Annotated in this window: 20 protein-coding genes and 1 pseudogene; 5 read left to right on the plus strand and 16 right to left on the minus strand. The window is 68.2% G+C overall.

What is annotated here, in order from left to right; all coding sequences use genetic code 11:
• Positions 1-416 precede the first annotated feature (416 nt).
• The 8 genes from NRG74_RS14515 to NRG74_RS14550 form a co-directional block, all read right to left on the minus strand.
• On the minus strand, positions 417-785 hold the full coding sequence (locus NRG74_RS14515) for a hypothetical protein (protein WP_068385040.1): 369 nt from the start codon (positions 783-785) through the stop codon (positions 417-419).
• Between the two features lie 105 nt (positions 786-890).
• Positions 891-1,799 (minus strand): LysR family transcriptional regulator, encoded by a 909-nt coding sequence (locus NRG74_RS14520; RefSeq protein WP_160924133.1) that lies wholly within the window; start codon positions 1,797-1,799, stop codon positions 891-893.
• Between the two features lie 68 nt (positions 1,800-1,867).
• Complete coding sequence (gene ycaC / locus NRG74_RS14525; protein ID WP_017641105.1) at positions 1,868-2,491, minus strand: isochorismate family cysteine hydrolase YcaC; 624 nt, start codon at positions 2,489-2,491, stop codon at positions 1,868-1,870.
• Between the two features lie 48 nt (positions 2,492-2,539).
• Complete coding sequence (locus tag NRG74_RS14530) at positions 2,540-4,135, minus strand: MFS transporter (protein WP_257704645.1); 1,596 nt, start codon at positions 4,133-4,135, stop codon at positions 2,540-2,542.
• An 11-nt stretch (positions 4,136-4,146) separates the two neighbouring features.
• Complete coding sequence (locus NRG74_RS14535) at positions 4,147-5,988, minus strand: amidohydrolase (protein WP_177323665.1); 1,842 nt, start codon at positions 5,986-5,988, stop codon at positions 4,147-4,149.
• A 165-nt stretch (positions 5,989-6,153) separates the two neighbouring features.
• Entirely contained in the window at positions 6,154-6,972 is an 819-nt protein-coding gene (locus NRG74_RS14540) for an alpha/beta fold hydrolase (RefSeq protein WP_068385046.1), read from the minus strand.
• Positions 6,969-7,598, minus strand: coding sequence for an antibiotic biosynthesis monooxygenase (locus NRG74_RS14545; RefSeq protein ID WP_064309323.1), 630 nt, complete (start codon positions 7,596-7,598; stop codon positions 6,969-6,971). Before NRG74_RS14545 ends, NRG74_RS14540 begins: the two co-directional genes overlap by 4 nt.
• Complete coding sequence (locus tag NRG74_RS14550; protein ID WP_017641110.1) at positions 7,595-8,020, minus strand: DoxX family protein; 426 nt, start codon at positions 8,018-8,020, stop codon at positions 7,595-7,597. Before NRG74_RS14550 ends, NRG74_RS14545 begins: the two co-directional genes overlap by 4 nt.
• 286 nt (positions 8,021-8,306) lie before the next feature.
• Here NRG74_RS14550 and NRG74_RS14555 point away from each other — a divergent pair, with 286 nt between their 5' ends.
• Positions 8,307-8,714 carry a DoxX family protein gene (locus tag NRG74_RS14555; protein ID WP_257704646.1) on the plus strand — a complete coding sequence of 136 codons (408 nt, stop codon included), beginning with the start codon at positions 8,307-8,309 and terminating at the stop codon, positions 8,712-8,714.
• Positions 8,715-8,750: 36 nt separating this feature from the next.
• Here NRG74_RS14555 and NRG74_RS14560 read toward each other — a convergent pair whose 3' ends face one another.
• Positions 8,751-9,671, minus strand: coding sequence for a LysR family transcriptional regulator (locus NRG74_RS14560; RefSeq protein ID WP_068385054.1), 921 nt, complete (start codon positions 9,669-9,671; stop codon positions 8,751-8,753).
• A gap of 97 nt (positions 9,672-9,768) precedes the next feature.
• On the opposite strand from NRG74_RS14560, the gene NRG74_RS14565 reads away from it, so the two are divergent.
• From NRG74_RS14565 to NRG74_RS14580, 4 genes are all read left to right on the plus strand, one after another.
• Complete coding sequence (locus NRG74_RS14565; RefSeq protein WP_184291928.1) at positions 9,769-10,992, plus strand: MFS transporter; 1,224 nt, start codon at positions 9,769-9,771, stop codon at positions 10,990-10,992.
• Between the two features lie 162 nt (positions 10,993-11,154).
• Positions 11,155-11,877 carry a pirin family protein gene (locus NRG74_RS14570; protein ID WP_017641114.1) on the plus strand — a complete coding sequence of 241 codons (723 nt, stop codon included), beginning with the start codon at positions 11,155-11,157 and terminating at the stop codon, positions 11,875-11,877.
• An 80-nt stretch (positions 11,878-11,957) separates the two neighbouring features.
• Positions 11,958-12,548 carry a DedA family protein gene (locus tag NRG74_RS14575; protein WP_017641115.1) on the plus strand — a complete coding sequence of 197 codons (591 nt, stop codon included), beginning with the start codon at positions 11,958-11,960 and terminating at the stop codon, positions 12,546-12,548.
• A gap of 115 nt (positions 12,549-12,663) precedes the next feature.
• The gene (locus NRG74_RS14580) at positions 12,664-13,104 is read left to right on the plus strand and encodes a helix-turn-helix domain-containing protein (protein ID WP_026083850.1); all 441 of its coding nucleotides are present in this window, start codon (positions 12,664-12,666) and stop codon (positions 13,102-13,104) included.
• Positions 13,105-13,773: 669 nt separating this feature from the next.
• On the opposite strand, the pseudogene NRG74_RS24475 reads toward NRG74_RS14580, so the two are convergent.
• The 7 genes and pseudogenes from NRG74_RS24475 to NRG74_RS14615 all read right to left on the minus strand — a co-directional run.
• Positions 13,774-14,418: pseudogene (locus NRG74_RS24475) on the minus strand (winged helix-turn-helix domain-containing protein); the annotation flags it as partial.
• A 181-nt stretch (positions 14,419-14,599) separates the two neighbouring features.
• A complete protein-coding gene (locus tag NRG74_RS14590; protein WP_257704648.1) occupies positions 14,600-15,553 on the minus strand; it encodes a GlxA family transcriptional regulator in 954 nt (317 codons plus the stop codon).
• Positions 15,554-15,771: 218 nt separating this feature from the next.
• Positions 15,772-16,890 (minus strand): metallophosphoesterase, encoded by a 1,119-nt coding sequence (locus NRG74_RS14595; RefSeq protein WP_257704649.1) that lies wholly within the window; start codon positions 16,888-16,890, stop codon positions 15,772-15,774.
• Positions 16,891-16,988: 98 nt separating this feature from the next.
• A complete protein-coding gene (locus NRG74_RS14600; protein ID WP_257704650.1) occupies positions 16,989-18,281 on the minus strand; it encodes an NTP/NDP exchange transporter in 1,293 nt (430 codons plus the stop codon).
• Entirely contained in the window at positions 18,282-19,199 is a 918-nt protein-coding gene (locus NRG74_RS14605) for an aldo/keto reductase (protein WP_257704651.1), read from the minus strand. It lies immediately after the preceding gene.
• A gap of 300 nt (positions 19,200-19,499) precedes the next feature.
• On the minus strand, positions 19,500-20,555 hold the full coding sequence (gene uvsE / locus NRG74_RS14610; protein ID WP_257704652.1) for a UV DNA damage repair endonuclease UvsE: 1,056 nt from the start codon (positions 20,553-20,555) through the stop codon (positions 19,500-19,502).
• 292 nt (positions 20,556-20,847) lie between these two features.
• Positions 20,848-22,116 (minus strand): DUF445 domain-containing protein, encoded by a 1,269-nt coding sequence (locus tag NRG74_RS14615; protein ID WP_257704653.1) that lies wholly within the window; start codon positions 22,114-22,116, stop codon positions 20,848-20,850.
• Between the last annotated feature and the right edge of the window lie 16 nt (positions 22,117-22,132).

The raw sequence follows: 22,132 nt of genomic DNA on the forward strand, positions 1-22,132 counted from the left end.
CATCCCTGTTGGGCTTCGACGATGGAGCCGTCTCAACCCAACCTACGGTCTGACGGCCGTCCGCGCGCATGGTGGTCCGCCGATGCGGCCACGGCTAATAGCCCGCGCAGGTGGGGTTGAGCGCAGCGAAGCCCAACATCGCCCAAGGCTGAACATCCCTGTTGGGCTTCGACGCTGGAGCCATCTCAATCCAACCTACGGTCTGACCGCCGTCCGCGCGCTTTATAGCGGCGCTGGTGGTCCGCCGATGCGCCGCGCCTACGGACACTCGTAGGTTGGGTTGAGCGCAGCGAAGCCCAACATTGCCCAAGGCCGAGCATCCCTGTTGGGCTTCGACGATGGAGCCGTCTCAACCCAACCTACGGTCTGACTGCAGCGCCACAGCCTGGAAAACGCGGCAGTCCGCTGAGCTACCCTCACCCCTCGCTCACCGGCAGCCGGCGCACGAAGTTGCCCACTCGCCAGGCCAGTTGTTCGCCCTGACACTGCACCAGCAGGTTGCGCACCGGATAGGACTGGCCAGCGACGCTGGCCTCTGCCTGGGCTTCGCTGGCGCCGTCCAGGTGGTTGCGGGCAAGGACCTGGTAGCTGCCGGTGGGGCAGCGTGCGGCCGCCTCGCCGGCGCAGCCGGACCAGCGGCCGAAGACTCCGTTGCACTGCACCAGGTAGGCCGTGCTGCCATCCTTGAGGTAGGCGTTGTGGGAGTTGGCGCAGCCGCCCAGCAGGGCGAGGAAACCGGCGCAGGCCAGCAGGCGGAGGGCGTTGCGGAAGGTGGCGAGGTTCATGGGCGTGGCTCCGGAAGACATGCAGCCATCCTAGAAAGCCAACCCCCTCGCCAATAAATCGTACCGGCGGATAGCGCTTATCGACGTGGCTGATAGCCCAGTTCGCTAGGAGGTCTCGCCCATGAATCTGACGATCTCGCCGCGCAACCAGCGCTCGCCGGGATCCTGGTCCTGGGCGGCGCGCCAGACCAGCGACAGCTTGGCCGGGACGATGGGAAACGGCGGCTCCTCGATGCGCAGGACGCCACTGGCGGCCAGGGCTTGGGCGGCGTAGTCGGGCACCGTGGCGAGCAGGTCGCTGCCGGCCAGCAAGGCGCCGAGGCCATTGAAGTGGGGCACGCCCAGGGCCACCTTGCGGCTACGCCCGAGGCGCGCCAGGTCGTCGTCGATGTTGCCGCAGAGATCGCCGGACATGGACACCAGCACATGGGGCCGCGCGCAATAGTCGTCCAGGGTCAGGGGCGCCGGATCGGCGTCGGCGCGAACCACCAGGGCGCGGATGTGCCTCAGGGTGCGGCACTTGGCGTTGGCCGGCAGCTGGGTGGTGTAGCTGATGCCCAGGGAGACCTCGCCACTGGCCAGCAGGCCGGGCAAGAGCAGGAAGTTGGCGTTGCGCACCACCAGCACGCAGTGCGGCGCCACCTCGCGCAGATGGGCCAGCAGCGGCGGCAGCAGACCGCATTCGACATCGTCGGACATGCCCAGGCGAAAGACCGCACGGCTGGCACCGGGATCGAAGTCGTCGACCTCGCTGAGGGCATTGGACAGACCGTCCAGGGCCGGTTGCAGGCGTGCGAGGATGGCCAGGGCGCGCGGCGTGGGTTCCATGGTGCGGCCACTGCGCACCAGCAGCGGATCGTCGAAGAATTGCCGCAGGCGCACCAGGGCGGCGCTGATGGCCGGCTGGCCGAGAAAGAGTTTTTCCGCGGTGCGGGTGAGATTGCGCTCGTGCATCAGGCTTTCGAACACCACCAAGAGGTGCAGGTCGATGCGGCGCAGGTCGTTGCGGTTCACGGCGTCCCTCCGCGAAGGTCTGGCAGGGATGGTCCGGCGCCGAGGGAGGCGCCGGACCATCGTTCCCCTTACTTGGCGGACAGCTTGGCGTAGCTGGTCATCAGGTTGCGGTAGTTGGGGATGTGGTTGGACAGCAGGGCACCCAGGCCCTCGATGTCGTTGCGCCAGTCGCGGTGCAGTTCGCAGGCCACGCTGAACCAGTTCATCAGCTGCACGCCGGCGGCGCTCATGCGCGCCCAGGCGGCCTGCTGCACGGTCTTGTCGAAGGTGCCGGAGGCATCGGTCACCACGAAGACGTCGAAGCCTTCGGCGATGGCCGCCAGGGCCGGGAAGGTCACGCAGACGTCGGTCACCACGCCGGCGATGATCAGCTGCTTGCGGCCGGTGGCCTTGATGGCGGCGACGAAGTCTTCGTTGTCCCAGGCGTTGATCTGGCCGGGCCGGGCGATGTACGGCGCCTCGGGGAACAGCTCGACCAGCTCGGGCACCAGCGGGCCGTTGGGGCCCTGCTCGAAGCTGGTGGTGAGGATGGTGGGCAGGCCAAAGAACTTGGCGCTGTTGGCCAGGGCCAGGACGTTGTTCTTGAAATCGCTGGGGGTGAAATCCTGGACCAGCGAGATCAGACCGGCCTGGTGGTCGATCAGCAGGACGACGGCATCGTTCTTGTCGAGACGGTTGTAGGGCTTGCTCATGGTGGAGTCCTCAGGGAGTGGTTTGGGGGTTGCGGGTGAAGGGCGGCATCAGGCGCCGCCCAGGAGATGGCGAATGGCGATGGGTACGCCGGGGGTCTGGTACTGGCGCGCCGCCGCTTCCAGGCGCTGTTCGCCCTGGGTGACGCGGTGGTGGTGGCGCAGGTGTTCCAGCCAGGATTCGTCGCAGAAGAATTCCTGCCAGCGGCGCGGCTCGGCGCTGTCCTGCAGCAGGGCCCAGGAGAAGGCGCCATTGCGTCGGCGCATGGCACCGACCGCCTGCATGGCCTGGCGAAAGGCCGGACCGTGTTCGGGAGCGATGTCGTATTCCAGGGTGACCATCACCGGGCCGCGCTCGCGATCCAGGGAGTCGTCGAGGATCGGTGTCGGCCAGTGCAGTGCGGGGGCGATATCGGCCGCCGGGGTGACCGGCAGGCGCAGGCACCAGGTCAGCCCGATGCCGGCCAGCAGCACCCCGGCCGCCGCGCTCAGGGCCACGCTCAGGGAGAAGTGGCTGGCCAGGGCGCCCCAGAGGAAGCCGCCCAGGGCGCTGGTGCCAAAGAACACCAGGATGTAGACGGCCAGGGCACGGGCGCGCACCCAGCCGGGCACGGCGGTCTGGGCCGCCACCTGCAGACTGGAGAGCACGGCGATCCAGGCCAGGCCGCTGGCCAGCATCACCGGCAGCAGCCAGGCGAAGTCACGAATCCAGGCCAGGCCGAGCAGGACCAGGGCATAGAGCGCACTGGCACCCGCCACCAGCAGGTCGCTGGACAGCCGTTCGCGCAGCCGCGGCAGGAGCATGGCGCCGGCGATGGCACCCAGGCCGACGCACCCGAGCAGGATGCCGAAATCCAGGGCGGTGCCCTGCAGGGCCTGGCGCACCAGCAGCGGCAGCAGGGCCATACCGGCGCTGGCGCCGAGGAAAAACGCGGCGGTCCGGGCCAGCACCACCTGCAGCTGGAGCGAGCTGCGGGCATAGCGGAAACCGACCCGGACGGCGCCCAAGAGGCGCTCCGCGGGCAGCACGGCGGCTGCAGGTTGGCGCCGCCAGGTCAGGAGCGCGACGATGACGGCAAGGAAGGAAACGGCGTTAAGGGCGAAGGTCAGCCAGGGACCGGCCAGGCTGACCAGCACCCCGGCCAGGGCCGGCCCCAGGGCACGGGCCACGTTCATGCCCAGGCTGGACAGGGCGATGGCCGCCGGCAGCTCGCTCTTGTCCACCAGCTCGGGGGTGAGCGCCGACCAGGCCGGCAGCATCAGCGCCGTGCCCACGCCCATGGCCAGGGTCAGCCCCAGGAGCAGCGGTACGGTCATCCAGCCGGCCAGGGTCAGCCCGGCCAGAGCCAGGGCCACCGTGGCCATCCATAGCTGTACGCCGAGCAGGTAGCGGCGGCGGTCGACGATGTCGGCCAGGGCGCCGGCTGGCAGCGCCAGCAGGAACATCGGCAACGCCCCCGCCACCTGGACCAGGGCCACCGCCAGGGGACTGGCCGACAGCGAGGTCATCAGCCAGCCGGCGCCCACCTCGTGCATCCAGGTACCGATGTTGGACGCGATGCTGGCCAGCCACAGCCAGCGGAAGGTGCGCTGACGCAGGGGCTGCCAGGGCGAGGCGGCGTTGGGGTTCAAGGCGGCGGCGGTCATGGTGGCGGTCCTCAGAAGCTGAAGCAGGAGCAGCCGAAGGCGCCCCAGAAGCCACTGAAGTCGCTGACCGGTACCTGGCTCTGGCGCGCCCGCTCATGGCCGTGGCCATGCACGGAACAGGCGCCGGCGCACTGGTGCACGGCAGCCTGCAAGGGCGCGCCGGGCTTCCAGTGGCCGGGTACCTTGACCACGGGCGACCAGTCCGGCGTGACCGGCAAGGGCGCCGGGCCGAGGCGATCGAATTCCTCGGCGCCATGGACGATGCGCCCGCCGACCACGGTCAGCACCGACTCCAGGTGCTTGATGGCCTCCTCCTCGACGGTGAAGAAGTCCGCCGAGAGCACTGCCACGTCGGCCAACTGGCCCACCCGCAACTGGCCCTTCTTGCCCTGTTCCGAGGAGAACCAGGCACTGCCCTGGGTGAACAGCTGCAGGGCGGTGGCCCGCGGCAGGCCCTCCTGATAGAGCGCCAGGCCGCCGACGGTACGGCCGCTGACCATCCAGTACAGTGAGGTCCAGGGGTTGTAGCTGGAGACGCGGGTGGCATCGGTCCCCGCCCCTACCGGTACGCCTTCGGCGAGCATCCGCTGGATCGGCGGGGTCTGCTCGGCGGCCTTGGCACCATAGCGGTCGACGAAGTATTCGCCCTGGAAGGCCATGCGGTCCTGGATGGCGATGCCGCCGCCGAGGGCCTTGACCCGCTCGATGTTGCGCGGACTGATGGTCTCGGCGTGGTCGAAGAACCAGGGCAGCCCGTTGAAGGGCACGTCGCGATTGACCCGCTCGAAGACGTCGAGCATGCGTGAGATGGATTCATCGTAGGTGGCGTGCAGGCGGAACGGCCAGCGCTGCTCCACCAGGTGGCGCACCACGGGCTCCAGATCGGCTTCCATGCTGGACGGCAGGTCCGGGCGCGGTTCGAGGAAGTCCTCGAAGTCGGCCGCCGAGAAGGCCAGCATCTCGCCGGCGCCGTTGTGGCGGAGGAAGTCGGTGCCCTGGTGCAGGGTGACGCTGCTGGTCCAGTTCTTGAAGTCGGCCAGCTCTTCCTTGGGCCGCTGGGTGAAGAGGTTGTAGGCGATGCGTACGGTGAGCTGGTCGGCATCGGCCAGCTCCTGGATGACCTGGTAGTCGTCCGGATAGTTCTGGAAACCGCCGCCGGCGTCGATGGCGCTGGTCAGGCCCAGGCGATTGAGTTCACGCATGAACTGGCGCGTGGAGTTGACCTGGTATTCCAGCGGCAGCTTGGGCCCCTTGGCCAGGGTGGCGTAGAGGATCATGGCGTTGGGCCGGGCGATGAGCATGCCGGTGGGCTCGCCCCGGGCGTCGCGCTGGATCTCGCCGCCTGGCGGATTGGGCGTGTCCTTGGTGTAACCCACGACACGCAGGGCGGCGCGGTTGAGCAGGGCCCGGTCATAAAGGTGGAGGATGAACACCGGGGTGTCCGGCGCGGCCTGGTTGAGCTCCTCCAGGGTCGGCAGCCGGCGCTCGGCGAACTGGAATTCGTTCCAGCCGCCCACTACCCGCACCCACTGGGGCGCCGGGGTACGCTCGGCCTGGTCCTTGAGCATGCGCAGGGCATCGGCCAGCGAGGGCACGCCCTCCCAGCGCAGTTCCAGGTTGTAGTTCAGGCCACCGCGGATCAGGTGCAGGTGGGAGTCGTTGAGGCCCGGGATGGCGCGGCGACCGCGCAGGTCGACCACCTGGGTGCCCGGGCCGCGATGGGCCATGACGTCGCTATCGCTACCCACGGCAAGAAAGACGCCGTCCTTGATGGCGACCGCGGTCGCCGCGGGGCGCTCGGGATCGACGGTGTGGAGCTTGCCGTTGTGCAGGATCAGATCGGCGTGTTGCATGGTGCCTCCAGAGGCAGTGTCGGCGCGTCCGGCCAGGGGCAGGACGGACCAGAGCGCGCCGGCGGCGCCCAACAGGAGGGCGCGGCGGCGTTGAGGGTCCAGGGGTTCTTGGCTCATAACCGTACTCGCGACCCGGGCAGCGTCTGCTGCTGACCGGGCGGGTGGTCAGCGGGCGACGAAGGCCAGCAGGTCCTGGTTCAACTGCGCGGCGTGGGTCACCGCGAAGCCGTGGGGGGCGCCGGCGTACACCTTGAGCTCGGCGCCACGTATCAGCTCGGCCGCCAGCTTGCCGGTGGTCGCGAAGGGCACCACCTGGTCGGCGTCGCCGTGGATCACCAGGGTCGGCACGTCGATCTTGGCCATGTCCGGACGGAAGTCGGTTTCCGAGAAGGCGGTGACGCAGTCGACCGTGCCTTTGAGCGAAGCCAGCAGGGCGATGTTGAGGGTCTGGGTGAAGACGCCTTCGGAGACCTGCTGGCCCTGGTTGGTGCCATAGAACACTGGCGCGAAGTCGGCGAGGAACTGGGCGCGGTCCTTCAGCAGACCGCCGCGGATGCCGTCGAAGACGCCCTGGTCGACGCCCTGGGGGAAGTCCGGCTTCTGCCCGAACAGCGGGGTGACGGCGCCGAGCAGCGCCAGCTTGGCGACCCGCGCCGAGCCGTGGCGCGCCAGGTAGCGGCTGACGTCGCCACCGCCCATGGAGAAGCCCACCAGGGTGACGTCGCGCAGATCCAGGTGCTCGATCAGCTCCTTGATGTCGTCGGCGAAGGTGTCGTAGTCATAGCCATTCCACGGCTGGCCGGAGCGCCCGAAGCCGCGGCGGTCGAAGGCGATGGCGCGATAGCCGTGGCTGGCCAGATGATGCATCTGGTAATCCCACATGTCGGCGTCCAACGGCCAGCCGTGGCTGAACAGCACGGGCTTGCCGCTGCCCCAGTCCTTGAAATAGATCTCGACGCCATCGCGGGTGGTGAAGGTGCTCATGGTTGTTCGCCTCTAAGGGTGGAAGGAGTGGAAAAGGCGCCCGAGCGGGCGTTGAGCCAGGGCGCGCACAGGCGGCTCACCCTCGGCATGATCAGGAACACCACCAGCGGCACGATGCACAGGGTGATCAGCAGGTTGCTCGGCACCGGGCCGGCCAGCAGCGGATAGCGCGCGAACAGCGGCTGCCACAGTGGTGGGATCAGCATGGTCAGGGGCGCGATCACCAGGTAGGTCAGCACCGCCTGCTTCCAGGCCGGTGGCTGGCGCACGCCGGGGCGCGGCGGGTTGAACCAGAACTCGGCGTCGGCATGCACCTCGGGCGCATCGGCCTCGCGCAGCAGCGGTGCCACCTCGGCGATCAGCGCCTGGCGTTCCGGCGAAGCCAGCCAGGCCTGCAGCCGCTCGACGTCGGCGAAACGCACCAGGGTGGTGAAGGCGGTGCCTGCCTCGGCCGGCGGGATGACATCCACACCGAGATGGCCACAGGCTTCACGGGCAGCGGTGACCGCGCGCTGCAGCCAGCGCTGATAGGCGTCCTGCTGGCCGGCCAGGGGCTGGTGGCGGATCACCAGGGTGACGATGCGACTGTGCGCCTGATGTAGGTCCTGCCCGCGTGTGGCGCTCATGACAGGGCCCTCGCGAAACCACCCTGGGCGGCGTGACGCCTGACCAGCCGGGCTTCCAGTGAATAGCGACCGGGCCCGGTGAGCGCCAGGGTGCCGAACAGCACCAGCAGCAGCCAGCCGAACTGCCCCTGCTCCAGAGACCATTCGGGGTGCACCACCAGCAGGGCGATCAGCAGCAACCCGAGGATCGGCAGGCAGGCCAGGCGCGTCGCCCAGCCCAGGGCGATCAGCAACGGACAGAGCACCTCGGCGAAGACGGCGAAGCCCAGCGTCGGCCAGGCGCCCAGGTGCAGCGGGTCTTCGATCAGGCCAAGCTGCTGGCGAAAGTGCAGCGCCTTGGGCAGACCATGCACCGCCAGGAGCAGCCCGGCGCCGCCCAGGCGTAGGAACAGGAGTCCCAGATCCAGCCTCACGCTTCCCATGACCCATCCCCCTGATGAAAGAGTCGGCTGCGAGAGAGACCTCGCGCCGTCGATGGAGCGAACTTTCGCTCGGACGACGGCGGACGGCCTTGGACGTCTGTGCTGGTTTTTGTACGCCTGTGCTGTGGCGTGTAGCTGAAAGGATTCAGGTTGCAGCAACGGGAAGATAGTCAACCTGAGGGTGACTGTTTAACGCGCCATCACTACTTATTCGGGAATCGAGTGGACAGTAAGCTTGCCCATCGCATCCAAGCCGGATGCCAGACCTGGAAAAGGACAGTCAACGATGAACACCCAAGCCCTCACCGCCACCACCGGCCGCCTGCTGCTGGCCAGCCTCTTCCTGTTCAGTGGCGTAGGCAAACTGCTCGCCCCGGCCGCCACCAAGGGCTATATCGCCGCCATGGGCCTGCCCTTCCCGGACCTCGCCTACCTGGGCGCCCTGGTGGTGGAGCTGGGACTCGCCAGCCTCCTGCTGATCGGCTACCGCACCCGCCCGGTCGCCCTGGCCATGGCCGCCTTCACCCTGGCGACCGCCCTGGTATTCCACAGCCAGTTCGCCGATCAGAACCAACTGATCCACTTCCTCAAGAACATCGCCATCGCCGGGGGCCTGTTGCAGGTGGCTGCCTTCGGCGCCGGGGCGCTGAGCGTGGACGGGCGGCGGCCGGTGCGGGCGGCCCGACTCGCCTGATCGCCCTCGCTCGTGGCGCCCGCCTGATCCTTGAGGTCAGGCGGGCGCCGTCACATCCAGCATCCTGGCGCAGGCCTCGCGCACCAGTTCGAGGAACAGGCGCAGCCGCGCCGGGTAGACCCGGGCGTAGGGATAGATGAGATAGATTGGCAGGGGCGCGGCCTGCCATTCCGGCAGCAGGTGCACCAGGCGTCCCGCGGCGACGTCCTCGCGCACCATCCAGTGCGACAGCGCCGCGCAGCCCAGACCACGCACCGCGGCATGACGGGCGACGAAGAGACTCTCGGTGGCCAGCCGCGGGCGCAAGGGGATCAGCCGGCTTTCGCCAGTTGCGCCCAGCTGCAGGCGCAGTTCGGTCTGGTAGAACTGCGTCATGGCGATCCAGGGCAGTGCCGCCAGCTCCTCGGGTGCTTGCAGCGTGCTCGCCAGCTCCGGCGCCGCCACCAGGATGCGCTGCACATCACCCAGGCGCACCGCCACGGTATCCGGATCCTCCACCACCCCCACCCGGATGGCGCAGTCGACGCCATCGGCGACGAAATTGGGCGCCCGGTCGCTGAGCACCCAATCCACCTGCATACCGGGATAGCGCCGCAGATAGGTCTCCAGCGGATCGAGCAACTGCTCCTGGCCGAAGGCATGGGGCATCACCACCCGCAGCCGTCCCTCGGGCTCGGCATGGGCACCATGCAAGGCGGCGGCGAAAGCCTGCCAGTCGCCGAGCAGTTGCTGGGCCTGGCGATAGCAGCGCTGGCCGTCCTCGGTCAGGCGCAGGGCGTGGGTCGAGCGCTGCACCAGGCGCACCTGCAGCGCCCCCTCCAACGCTTGCAGACGTCGGCTGACGGTAGGCTGGGTGGTGCCAAGCTGGCGCGCGGCCGCCGACAGGCTGCCGGCTTCGACGATACGCACGAAGGTTTCCAGCAGGTCGAGACGGTCATGGGTAAAGGTGGTGTTCATACGGCCTACGTATACCCCCTGTACCCCGCGTTCGGCTACAGGCAGCGACCACTCTGGCGAAGAATGCGCTCATCGTCTTCCCACCCGGAGAATCGCCATGACCGACATTCCACTCTCGCATAGCCAGACCTCGCCTCACAGCGGCAGTCTATCCCCTGCCCTGCTTGGCCTGCTGGCCACCGGCGCCGGCCTCAGCGTAGCCAACCTCTATTACAGCCAGCCCCTGCTGGGCACCCTGGCCAGTGCCCTGCCCGCGCCCGCTGCCGACGTGGGGCTGATCCCCACCCTCACCCAACTCGGCTATGCCCTGGGGCTGCTGCTGCTCGCACCCCTGGGTGATCGCTTCGATCGCCGCCGCATCATCCTGGCCAAGCTGGCCGTGCTACTGCTGGCGCTGCTCGGCGCCAGTCTGGCGCCGGGGTTGCACGGGCTGCTGGTGGCCAGTCTGGTCACCGGCTTGGCCGCCACCGTGGCCCAGGACCTGGTGCCCGCCGCCGCGACCCTGGCGCCGCCGGCCGAGCGCGGGCGCATCGTCGGCACGGTGATGACGGGGCTGCTGCTGGGCATCCTGCTGTCGCGGGTGGTGAGCGGCCTGGTGGGCGAGTGGCTGGGCTGGCGCGCGGTCTATCTGTTCGCCGCCCTCAGCATCGCCGCCATCGCCGTGGCGGTCTGGCGTGGTCTGCCGGCCTTCGCCGCCACCACCCGGCTCAGCTATCCGGCCCTGCTCGGCTCCCTGGGTGCCCTCTGGCGCCAGCATGCCGCCCTGCGCCGGGCGACCCTGGCGCAAGGGCTGCTGTCCGTGGGCTTCAGTGCCTTCTGGTCGACCCTCGCCCTCTATCTGCATGCCGGGCCCTTCCAGTTGGGTAGCGCCGCCGCCGGCGCCTTCGGCCTGGCCGGTGCCGCCGGTGCCCTGGCCGCGCCCTGGGCCGGGCGCCTAGCGGATCGCCATGGCTCGGAATGGGTGACGCGCCTGGGCATCGGCCTGGCGGCCACGGCCTTTGCCAGCCTGCTGCTGCTGCCTTGGCTGCCGGGCGTGGCCGGTCTGGTGCTGCTGGCGCTGGCGACGGTGGTCTTCGATCTCGGCGTCCAGGCCACCCTGATCGCCCACCAGGCCCAGGTCTACGGCCTGGAACCCGAGGCGCGCAGCCGCCTCAACGCGGTGCTCTTCACTGGCATGTTCATCGGCATGGCCAGCGGCGCGGCGCTGGGCAGTCTGCTGCTGGCCCACCTGGGCTGGAATGGCGTTGCCGGCCTGGCGCTGGCGACAGCCCTGCTGGCTCTGGCGGTACGGCTCTGGCCTGCCCGTCCGCACCTGGAGTAACGATCACGGTAAACAGCACGGCGCCCTTTGGCTGAAGGCATCGTCAACCAGAACAGGACGACCATTCTCCTTCCAGCTCGTTAATCAAACCGGGGCGCCACAGTAGGATGACTTCCATGGCGTCGGAACAGACCGCGCCCCACTCAGACAAGGAGCCTCATCATGCTGGCCATTCGTAAAGCTTCCGATCGCGGCGCCGCCAACCACGGCTGGCTCAAGTCCTTTCACACCTTTTCCTTCGCCAGCTACCGCAATCCGGCGGAACAGGGCTTCTCCGACCTGCTGGTGATCAACGACGACACCGTGACCGGGGGCCAGGGCTTCGGCGAGCACCCGCACCGCGACATGGAGATCTTCTCCTATGTGCTCGAAGGCGCCCTGGAGCACCAGGACAGCCTGGGCACCGGTTCGGTGATCCGCCCGGGCGACGTCCAGCTGATGAGCGCCGGCAGTGGCGTCAGCCACAGCGAGTTCAACCACTCCGAGCGCGAGAGTGTGCATTTCCTGCAGATCTGGATCGTGCCCAACGTGCGCCGCGCCGAACCGCGCTACCAGCAGCAGCACTTCAGCGCCGAGGCCAAGCGTGGTCGTCTGGCCCTGATCATCTCGCCGGACGGCGCCGAGGGCTCGCTGGAAGTACGCCAGGACGCCCGGGTCTACGCCGGTCTGTTCGACGGCAGCGAAAGCGCCGCGCTGCAACTGGCCCCCGAGCGCCATGCCTATGTGCACGTCGCCCGCGGCAGCCTGGAGCTGAATGGCGTCCTGCTGCAGGCCGGTGACGGCGCAAGGCTGCGCGGCGAGCGCGAGCTGCAGCTGGCCCACGGGACCGATGCCGAGGTGCTGGTATTCGATCTGCGGCCCAACGAACTGCCGCAAATGCCCTGACTACGATTTGCTCGCTAAATCGTAGGCTTAGTTTGCGCTAGGAGGCCGCTCCCACCGCCTCCCCTTGCCGAGAACGCGCCATGAGCACCCAAGCCCTGACTTCCCTGGTGGCCGGTAACGCCACCCTCTGGCTGACGCTGAACGTCTTTGGCGAACAGCTGGGCCTGCCGGTACCGGCCTATCCGTCTTTGCTGGTGATGGGCGCCGCGGCCGATGAAGCCGAGTTGCTCCTGGCGCTGCTGGCCAGCGTGGCGGTCACCGGCGTGGCCGATCTGCTCTGGTACTGGGCCGGTCGGCGCCATGGCGCCTGGCTGCTGCGCCATCTGCCTGGCCAGCATGTCCCGGCCGCCACCCGCCTGCCCAGCTTGCTGCTGGTGGCCAAGTTCATCCCCGGCGCCGCGGCCCTGGCCACCCTGAGCGCGGGCGCCAGCGCCATGCCCCTGCGGCGCTTCCTGGCCTATGACCTGGGCGGCGCCACCCTGTGGATCGGCTCCGGCCTGGCCCTGGGGCGGTTGTTCGAGGCGCACATCCTGGCCCTGCTCGACGCACTCCAGGCCTATGGCCCGGCGCCCCTGCTGCTCGCCGGACTGCTCGGCCTCGCCCTGCTGGGCTGGCACCTGCTGGCTCGCCGCCACGGTCGGCCAAGCCCGGCGCGACAGTATTGCGCCTAAGCCGTTGCCGGCTTAACGCTAATTAACGATAGACAACTCGCACGTCAGACAACTGCAGGGAATCATTCTCAGCCAGGCCAGCGCGCCACACGGCTGGTTTGACAGGGAGAGCGCCATGTCCATGACCGTCGATAGCACCCTGGCTCTATCCAATACCCGACTGGTCGGCTTGGCCGCCTGGCAGGAACGTCTGGCCAAGGAAGTCCTGCTGCAGCATCTGGAGCGCGGCATCAGCGTCAGCCAGGTCGCCTCCGTCTGCGGCCTGTCGCGCAGTCACTTCACCCGCCAGTTCAAGCTCAGCGCCGGACTCGCCCCACTGGAATGGCTGCGCCAGCAGCGCATCGACCGTGCCCGGCAATTGCTCGCCGAGCGCCGGCTACCCCTGGCGGCGATCGCCCTGGAATGCGGCTTCTTCGACCAGGCGCATCTGAGCCGGGTATTCACCCGCGCCGTGGGGATTCCGCCGCTGGCCTGGCAGCAGCAGGCCTTGGAGCGGCGGTTGCTGGCGGAACTGGCGCAGGTGCAGGCGCAACATGGCCAGCAGGCGGTAGCCTAGGGTCGCCCCGCTGCCTTCCACCAGGATCAGCGACTTGTCCACCAATTGTCCCAGGAGGGGGATGAACAGCGCCTCCTCCAGCCCGCGCTGCGCCGCCAGTCGCAGGGCCTCCTGCCGACTGAAATGCTCCCCGGCCTCGGCCAGGGTCGCCAGCACGGCGAATTCCGACTCGCTCAGGCTGTGCAGACTCCAGTCGAGCATGGCGCGGAGGCTGCGCTGGCGTTGCGCCGCCGTGCGCCGCCCGGCCACGCTCAGGTAATAGCCGCCATCGAGTTGCGCCAAGACCCCCGCCAGCCCCAGTGCCGCCACCTGCTCGGCCAGGATCTCCAGCGCCAGGGGCACGCCTTCGCTGCGGCGGCAGATCTCGCCCACCAGCTGCACGTCGGCTGGCCGCAACTGCAGCCCCGGCAGGCGCGCCCGGGCACGCCGGACGAACAGCCGAAAGGCCGGCTGGCGCATGGCCTCGCGCAGCCGCCGTGTGGATGGATTCACGACCGGCAGCGGCGCCAGGCGCAACACGGCCTCCCCTTCCACCCGCAGGGCCTCGCGACTGGTGACCAGCACCCTGAGCTGCGGACAGCCTTGCAGCAGGTTTTCCACCAGCCAGGCCGCGGGTTCGATCAGCCGCTCGGCATTGTCCAGCACCAGCAGCAGGCGCCGTGTGGCCAAGGCTTCCTGCAGCGCCGGTAAACCACTGCCACTGGCGAGTCCCAGGTCGCTGGCGAGCCGATCCACCAGCGCCATCATGTGGCCCAGTGCCGCGAGATCGAGACTCTGTATCCCGTCGGCAACGTCTTCCGCCAGCGCGGGCAGCAGATGCTGGACCAGCAGCGACTTGCCGACACCGCCGGTACCCACCACCGACACCAGACGGCGTTGCGCGAGCAAGCGGCGTAGTTCGACCAGGCTGGTCTCGCGCCCCTCCAGGGGCGTCAGGGGCAGTGGCGTCTCGGCCAGCGGCGTGAGGTCTTCCTCGCTCAGGCGCTCCACCGCCAGGGCGAAGCCGTAGCCGCGATGCCGGGCGCTGAGGATGGGATCCCGATCGCTGTAGGGGCGCAGTACCCGGCGCAGGGCCGAGATGTGCACCCGCAGGTTGATGTCCTCGACGACCGCGCCAGGCCAGACCCGGGCCATCAGGGTCTGCTTGCCGACCAGTTCGCCGGGGTGTTGCAGCAGCACCCGCAGGATGTCCAGGGCCCGTCCGCCGAGGGGCAGCACACGCTCGCCATCCAGCAGCAGGCGCCGACGTGCATCCAGGACCAGGCCGCAGAAGCGGAAGGCACTGGCGTCTTCCAGGGACTTGAGCTCTTGCATGACCGTGTCGCGCCACCTTGCCTCGGGTTCTGCGGGCACCAGACTCCGCAGTCCCTCGACGGTGTGCGCCTCTCCTTGCCGATAGGTACGACCATTCTGGCTGCTACCCAGGCAAGCCGTATGACGATATACGGCCAGAAGCTGCCATCGATGGGCGTGATACCGCCATCAGAGGCCGATTTCAGCTGAATTGGTAACGGTATTGCGCCGGAGTCAGCCCCAGATGGCTCTGGAAGGCGGCGCGCATGCAGCGGTCGCTGGCGAAGCCGCTGCGAAAGGCCACCGTCTTCAGCGGCAGCTCACTGGTCTCCAGCAATTCGCGTGCATGATCAATGCGCGCCCTGAGCACGAACTCCTGGGGTGTCATGCCGGTGTCGCGCTTGAACACCCGGGCGAAGTTGCGGGTACCCATGGTCGCCAGCTCGGCGAGCCGGCTGATCGAATAGGCCTGGTCGATATTGGCCAGCACATGGTGCTGCACCCGGTTGATGGCGGTGGTGGCTTCCGGCTCGTCGAGCAGCGGGCTGAACTGCGCCTGCTTGCCCTGCCGCTGGGTCACCACCACCAGCACCTTGGCCACCTCCCGGGCGATGAGCTTGCCGTGATCCTCGGCCACCAGGGCCAGCGCCAGGTCGATGCCGGCAGTGACCCCAGCCGAGCTCAGCAGCGGGCCATCGCTCAGGTAGATGTCATCGGCGGTCACCTGGGCGCGGGGAAAGCGTCGCGCCAGTCGCTCGCGATAATTCCAATGAGTGGTGACCCGTCGGCCGTCGAGCAGACCGGCGCTGCCGAGCAGGAAGGTGCCGGTGCAGACCGCGCCGTAGCGGGTGCACTGCGCGGGCACCTGCCGCAGCCAGGCCGCGACGTCCGGATGAGGCTCCAGGTAGGCCCCCGGCCCACCGGGCACCAGCAGCAGGTCATAGCTCCCCGGCGGCTGTTGGGTGGTGAGCTCCGTGCGTATCGTCATGCCATTGGAACAACGCAGGGTCCGCCGCCGCCCCGCGGCGATGGTCACGATGCGATAGTGGTCGGCCGTGGGCAGATAGCGATTGGCGATGGAAAACACCTCCACCGGCCCGGCGAAATCCAGCATCAGCACCTCGGGGACCAGCAAGAAAGCCACTGTCCTCGTCATGGCGATACATCCTTATCCGTGTTGCAGTTTGTCCTTGGATGCCGGGGCGTCCGGGTCAAGGTAGGGACGAGGATAGAGAACTGTCTCGAAGGGACAAGCACTGGCAAAAGGCCATCTATCCGTCTTCTTATGGTTTCCACTGAGGCTTGGCCGAACGCAGGGCCTCTGGTGCGGGATTCTTGGCGAACTCAATGCCGTTGCTGACGTTTCTCCTGCCGCTACCCCTTTCGCAACCTGATCAGGGTGATCTCGCTCGGCGCGCCGAAGCGCAGCGGCGGACCCCAGTAGCCGGTGCCGCGGCTGATGTAGACGGTCAGCCGACCCAGGCGGTGAATGCCGGCCACCCAGGGTTGCTGCAGGCGCACGAAGTGCATCCAGGGCCAGAACTGGCCGCCGTGGGTGTGGCCGGAGAGCTGCACATCGGCACCGGCCGCTTCGGCCTTGGGCGCCGAGCGCGGCTGGTGGGCCAGCAGCAGGCGGAATAGTCCTTCCGGGGCACCGGCGAAGGCAGCCGCGGCGTCGCTGCGGTGGCTGGGCACATAGAGCGGCGCCGAGTAGTCGGTGATGCCGGCCAGCACGAAGGGCGTGCCCTGGTGCTGCAGCACCCGGTGTTCGTCGAGCAGCAGGGTCAGGCCCTGCTCGCGCCAGGCGCGTACCCAGGCCTCGGCGCCGGAGTAGTACTCGTGGTTGCCGGTGATGGCGTAGGTGCCCAGGCGCGCCTTGAGTTGTTGCAGCGGCAGGAATTCGTGCTGCAACTCGGCCACGCTGCCATCCACCAGGTCGCCGGTGATGGCCACCAGATCGGCGTCCAGGCCGTTGACCCGGTCGACGATGCGCTGCAGGTAGCCGGCCTTGATGGTGGGGCCGATGTGCAGGTCACTGAGCTGGACGATACGCAGCCCGTCCAGGCCGGCAGGCAGCGTCGGCAGGGCCAGCTCCACGTCCTTGACCCTGGCCGTGCGGCGGGCGTTGTAGACGCTGCGCAGGGCCACCAGCAGCACCAGACCCAGCACCGCCCAGGCACTGCCGGCACGCCAGGCGGCGTCCAGCGGTTGCCCGACGAGGCTGGCGAGCGCCACCACCAGCCCGCGCAGCAGACTGAACACCGCCAGGCTGGAGAACACGCCCATGGCGATCAGCGCGGCCCAGGCCAGCAAGCGCGAGTTCATGTCCCGTGAGCGAAAGCCCAGGGGTACCAGGACGAAGGACAGCAGCAGCAAGATCCAGAACGGCAGCTGCGCAGCGGGCGACAGCCCGAGATCGCCGATGACGCTGAGGCCGATGAACAGATGCAGGGCGAAGAGAACCAGATACATCATGGCGCGGGAGCGGAACATGGAGGGCCCAGAGGCAAGGAGAAGGGCCTACCTTAGCACCCCGTCGGTCGCCCCTCGGAGCCCCGGGTTGTTTCCGGCTACAACGATTCAGCCGGCATTCAGCGCCGCTCCGCTTCGTTCGCCAGGGCTGCCTGATCTGCGCGGCGGCCCAGATAGAAACCCAGGCAGGCCCAGAGCGCCGCGCAACCGGCACCCACCAGGGCCGGCAGCCAGGCGCCGTGGCCGAGCAGATCCAGCAGACTCTTGGCCCAGCCGCTGGCGGCGTCACCGGCGCGATAGACCACGGTATCGATGAAGTTCTTGGCCTTGTACTGGGTCTCGGCGTCCAGCGGCGCGAAGAGCATCTCGCGCCCCGGGCGGATGAAGGCGTATTCACCGATCCGCCTGACGATCATCAGCCCGGCCAGCATGGCGAAGGTGGGCAGCAGCGCCAGTCCGAGGAAGCCGATACACATCAGCAGCGGCACCCCGGCCAACAGCACCCGTACCCCGAGCCGCTGGGCCAGGCGACCGGTGATCAGCACCTGGCTGACCAGGGCGCCGGCCTGGACCACGAAATCCAGCAGGCCGAACACCTGCACCTGGCGGGCGCGATCGGGAAACAGCTCGGCCACCAGCCGTGCCTGCTCGAAGTAGAGAAAGGTGCTGACCGTGGCCAGCAGGATGACGAAGGCGCTCACCGCCAGCAGATAGGGTGACGCCAGCACCCGGGTCAGGCCGCTGAAGGGATTGCCGGCCACCGGGCGCCGCGGGCTTTCGGTCGGTGGCGCCCCCGGGCGTCCGGCGCCTCGGGTCTCGCGCCAGCCCATCAGATAGGCCTTGAGCGTCAGCGCCAAGAGCAGCAACGCCGCGGCCAGCAGCGCCAGGCCCGCCTCGCCGATCAGCGGGGCCAGGACGGCGGCCAATACCGGGCCGAGCAGCCCGCCCACACTGGCCCCAGCGGCGATGAAGGCGAACAGCCGCCGCGCCTGAGCGCCGTCGAAGACATCGGCCATCAGACTCCAGGCCACCGAGACCACGAAGAGGTTGTAGACCGAGATCCAGACATAGAAGGTACGCGCCAGCCAGACGCTATCACCTAAGCTGGCGAAGCAGGCGGCGAAAGCCAGCAGGTTGAGGGCGAAGAAGCCGTAGACCCAGTCGACGAAGCGAATCCGCGCCACCCGCGAATTGAGCCAGGCGAACAGTGGCACGGCGAGCAGCATCACCACGAAGGTGGCGGTGAACAGCCACTGCAGATTCTCCACGCCACCGGCGATGCCCATGGCCTCGCGGATCGGCCGCAGCATGAAGTAGCCGGCGAACAGGCAGAGAAACAGCGCGAAGCCCGCCAGGGCCGCGGACGACTCGCCAGCGCGGGCGTCGAGGACGCGACCGAGCCAGTCCTTCATCTAGGCGAACAGCCTGGCAATGGCCTCACGCTGGCGTGTATCCGGCAGGCGACCGCGGCCGGCCTGCAGGTTGTCGATCATGTAGCGCGGATTGCTGGTGGCCGGGATCACGGCCGTCACGGCGGGGTCGGCGAGGATGAACTTGAGCAGCAGCTGCGCCCAGCTGCTGGCACCCAGCTCAGTGGCCAGCGGCGGCAGCGGCTTGCCTCGGGTGCCGGAGAGCAGATTGCCGCGTTGGAAGGGCCGATTGATCAGCACGGCGATGCCCTGGTCGCGGCAATAGGGCAGCAGGCGCTTTTCAGCCTCGCGCTCCCCCACCGAATAGTTGAACTGCACGAAGTCGACCTTTTCCTGCTTCAACGTGGCCAGCAGATCGTCCAGCGCCGCCTCGCGATAGTGGGTGACGCCGACATAGCGCACCCTGCCGGCCTGCTGCTGTTCGCGCAGCAGGGCCAGTTGGTTGGCGGTGTCCTGCAGGTTGTGCACCTGGACCAGGTCCAGGCGATCGGTCTGCAGGGCCTTGAAGCTGGCGGCCAGTTGCGCCGCGCCGCGCTCGCGGCCGGTAGCCGATACTTTGGTGGCGAGAAAGACCCGCTCCCGGGCCTGGGCCCGCTTCACCAGCTCGCCGGCCACCCGTTCGGAGTTGCCATAGCTGGGCGCGGTGTCGATGAGGGTGCCGCCGCCGTCGAGCAGCGCCTTGAGCACCTCCTGCAGCGGCACCAGAGCGGCGTCGTTCAAGTCGACATCGAGATTGCCCGAGGTACCGAGACCGATGACGGGCAGGGCCTCGCCACTGCGGGGGATCTTGCGGGTCAGCAGCGGCTCGGCGGCCTGGACGCTCTGCCATAGCCAGGGTGCGGCAGTCACGGCGGCGGCCAGGGCGGTGGTGGTCTGCAGGAAATGGCGACGGGTCGGCATGGCGGGCCTCGCGACGATCGTTTCGAAAGGATGACCCTTGAGTTAAGCGGCTCTTCCAGCCTGTCGCCCGCCAGGCTCATTGCGGCATGTTGCAGTGAGAGCCGTTTTCGTAGATTGGGTTGAGCGCAGCGAAGCCCAACAGTGCCAAGGTCGAACACCCCCGTTGGCCTTCGACGATAGAGCCGTCCCAACCCAACCTACGTGACGAGACAGTAGGTTGGGTTGAGCGCAGCGAAGCCCAGCAGTGCCAAGGTCGAGCACCCCCGTTGGGCTTCGACGATGGAGCCGTCTCAGCCCAACCTACGAAAGAATGCCGTGATCCGCCGGCGGCAGACTGCCGTCGCCGCCCAGATAGCGGTCGTAGAAATCCCGCACCGTGACGTTCTTGTGCTTGGCTTCGAACATGATGTCGAAGCGGTCGAGGAACTGGCAGGCGTAGCGGTTGCACCAGTCGTTCCACATCATGTCGCTGTGGGCATAGAGCACCCGCTTGCTGATCTGCTGCAGCAAAAACTTGATGTCGATCCGCTCGCTGGGCGAGACGCCCATTTCCATCAAGGCCTCCGGCGGCTGGGAGTAGTGCATGGCCGGACGCACCCCGCGCCAGCTGTCGAGGATACGCTCCACGCGCGGCTCCCAGGGGTCGATGTAGGCTTCCTCGTGGATCCAGCAGTGGTGGATGTCCAGTACCACCGGAGCTAGATCGGCCAGCTGCAGGCAGTCGTCGACGCCGTAGGTCTTTTCATCGTTCTCGAAGGTGATGCAGTTGCGTGCCTCGGTGGAGAGACGCGGCCAGATCGCGCGGATGCCAGGCACGCCCAGGCGGCCGGCGATGTGCACGTTGCACTTGAAGTCCTGGAATTTCTGGCCGTAGCCCATCAGCCGGATCATGTCGGCGTGGTATTCGAACTCCTTCAGGCTGTTTTCCACGACCTCGGGGCGGTCCGAGCCCAACACGCAGAATTGCCCGGGATGCAGCGACAGCCGCACATCGCGGCGGCGGGCCAGTTCGCCCAGCCGACCGAAGCGATCGGCCAGCAACGCCTGGAGCTCCTGGGAACGATAGAAGTAGGCGAATTCGGCGTGGCTGTAGAAGGGCAGCAGATCGCTGCTCAGGCGCAGCATGCGCAGATTATCCGGCAGGTCGGCGACGTGCTCGACGAATCTCAGCTGGGCATCCAGGTTGTGAGTGACCACGTCCAGCAACTTGGCCTCGGCGGCCGCGCGCTCGACGCTGCCCAGCCAGCGCAGGGTGGTGGTACGGGTGTTGAAGGCCCGCTCGACCTGCTCCAGTGCCTTGAGCGACAGACTGCGCTCGGGATGACGGTACATGCAGGCAAAGCCGATTCGATACATGGGACGCTCGGGACAGGGACTATGGGCTTTAGTCCGCGCGGCGCCGCCTGGGTGCGAGTGGAGTGATGGGTGGAAGGGGCTTGGGGTTTTGGCGTCCGGGTTTGCCCTCCCCCCGGTCCTCTCCCAGGGAGAGGGGGTGGTATGGCAGCAGGCTTAGCTAATGGGTGCTCAGGGCTATCGCGGCCATGGCGGTCCGCCGATGCGGTCGATTGGGTTTGGTTTATCGCGGCCATGGGCCGCTCCTACAGGCTCGGGTTTAGTGTAGGAGCGGCCCATGGCCGCGATCGAGCCCCTACCCCGGCCCTAGCCAAACCGTTAGAGCATGCAGCACCAGCCCCACCAGGCCGCCCACCAGGGTGCCGTTGATGCGGATGAACTGCAGGTCCTTGCCGACGCTCTGTTCCAGTTGCTGGACCAGCTCGTCGGTGTCCCAGGCAGCCACGCGGGCGGCGATGTAGTCGCCGATGCGCTGGCGGTTGCGGTCGATGAAGGGCGGTGCCACTGCCATCAGCTGCTCGTTGATCCAGCGTCGCATGGCTTCGTCGCGACTCAGGGTCTCGCCCAGCTCGGCCAGCAGCCGGCCCAGGCGGCGGCGGATGCGCGAATCCGGAGCGGCGAGATCGGCCTGCAGCCAGTTCACCAGTTCGTCCCACAGCTCCTGCAGATAGCCAGCCAGCGCCGGATGCGCAAGCAGTCGATCACGTAGTTGCTCGCCGCGCAGGCGAAAGGCCGGGTCCTCTTTGAGGCGCTCGATGAAGCCGACCAGATAGCCATCGAAGTGCCGGCGTAACTCGTGTTCGCGGTCGTGGCTGATCTCGCCGATCAGGCGCGACACCGCCTGCACCACCTTGATCGCCGACCAGCGCCCGATCCGCTCGTCCAGCCCCAGGTACTTGAGGGTGCGCAACTCGCCGCCGATGGTGCGGGCGATCAGCGCCTGGGTGTCCTCGTCCTGCAACAGGCGATCGATCTCCTGCAGCACCTCGTCGAGCACCGCCTGGTGACGGTCGTCGGCGGTCAGCATGTCGAGCAGTTCGCCGGACAGCGCCGCCACGTCCAGGCGTTGCAGCCGCTCCACCGCCACCCGCCGGATGAAGGCCTGCACCCGCACCTCGCGCAGGGCTTCCAGGGAGTAGCGGGCGACACCAGTGGCCTGGCTGGCCACCGCGGCGGCGTTGTCCGGCTGGCGCAACCAGCCGGCCAGGCGTCCGGCCGCGTCCAGTTCTTCCAGCTTGGCCAGCACCTGGGGCGTGGCGAGGAAGTGCAGGCAGATGAAGTCCGACAGCTTGCGCCCGACCCCGGCCTTGTTGCGCGGGATGATGGCGGTATGGGGAATCGGCAGGCCCAGCGGATGGCGGAACAGCGCGGTCACCGCGAACCAGTCGGCGATGGCCCCGACCATGGCCGCCTCGGCGAAGGCGGCGGCGTAGCCCCAGGCCGGGTGGCGGGCCTCCAGGGCGGTGGCCAGGCAGTAGAGCGCCGCCGCCAGGAACAGCAGCAGCAGGGCGATGAGCTTCATGCGCCGGACCGGGGTGAGGCCGTCGCCGGAGAGTGTGGTCATGGAAAAGGGACAATCC

It is taken from the genome of Pseudomonas oryzihabitans (assembly GCF_024652905.1).
Lineage (GTDB): Bacteria > Pseudomonadota > Gammaproteobacteria > Pseudomonadales > Pseudomonadaceae > Chryseomonas > Chryseomonas benzopyrenica.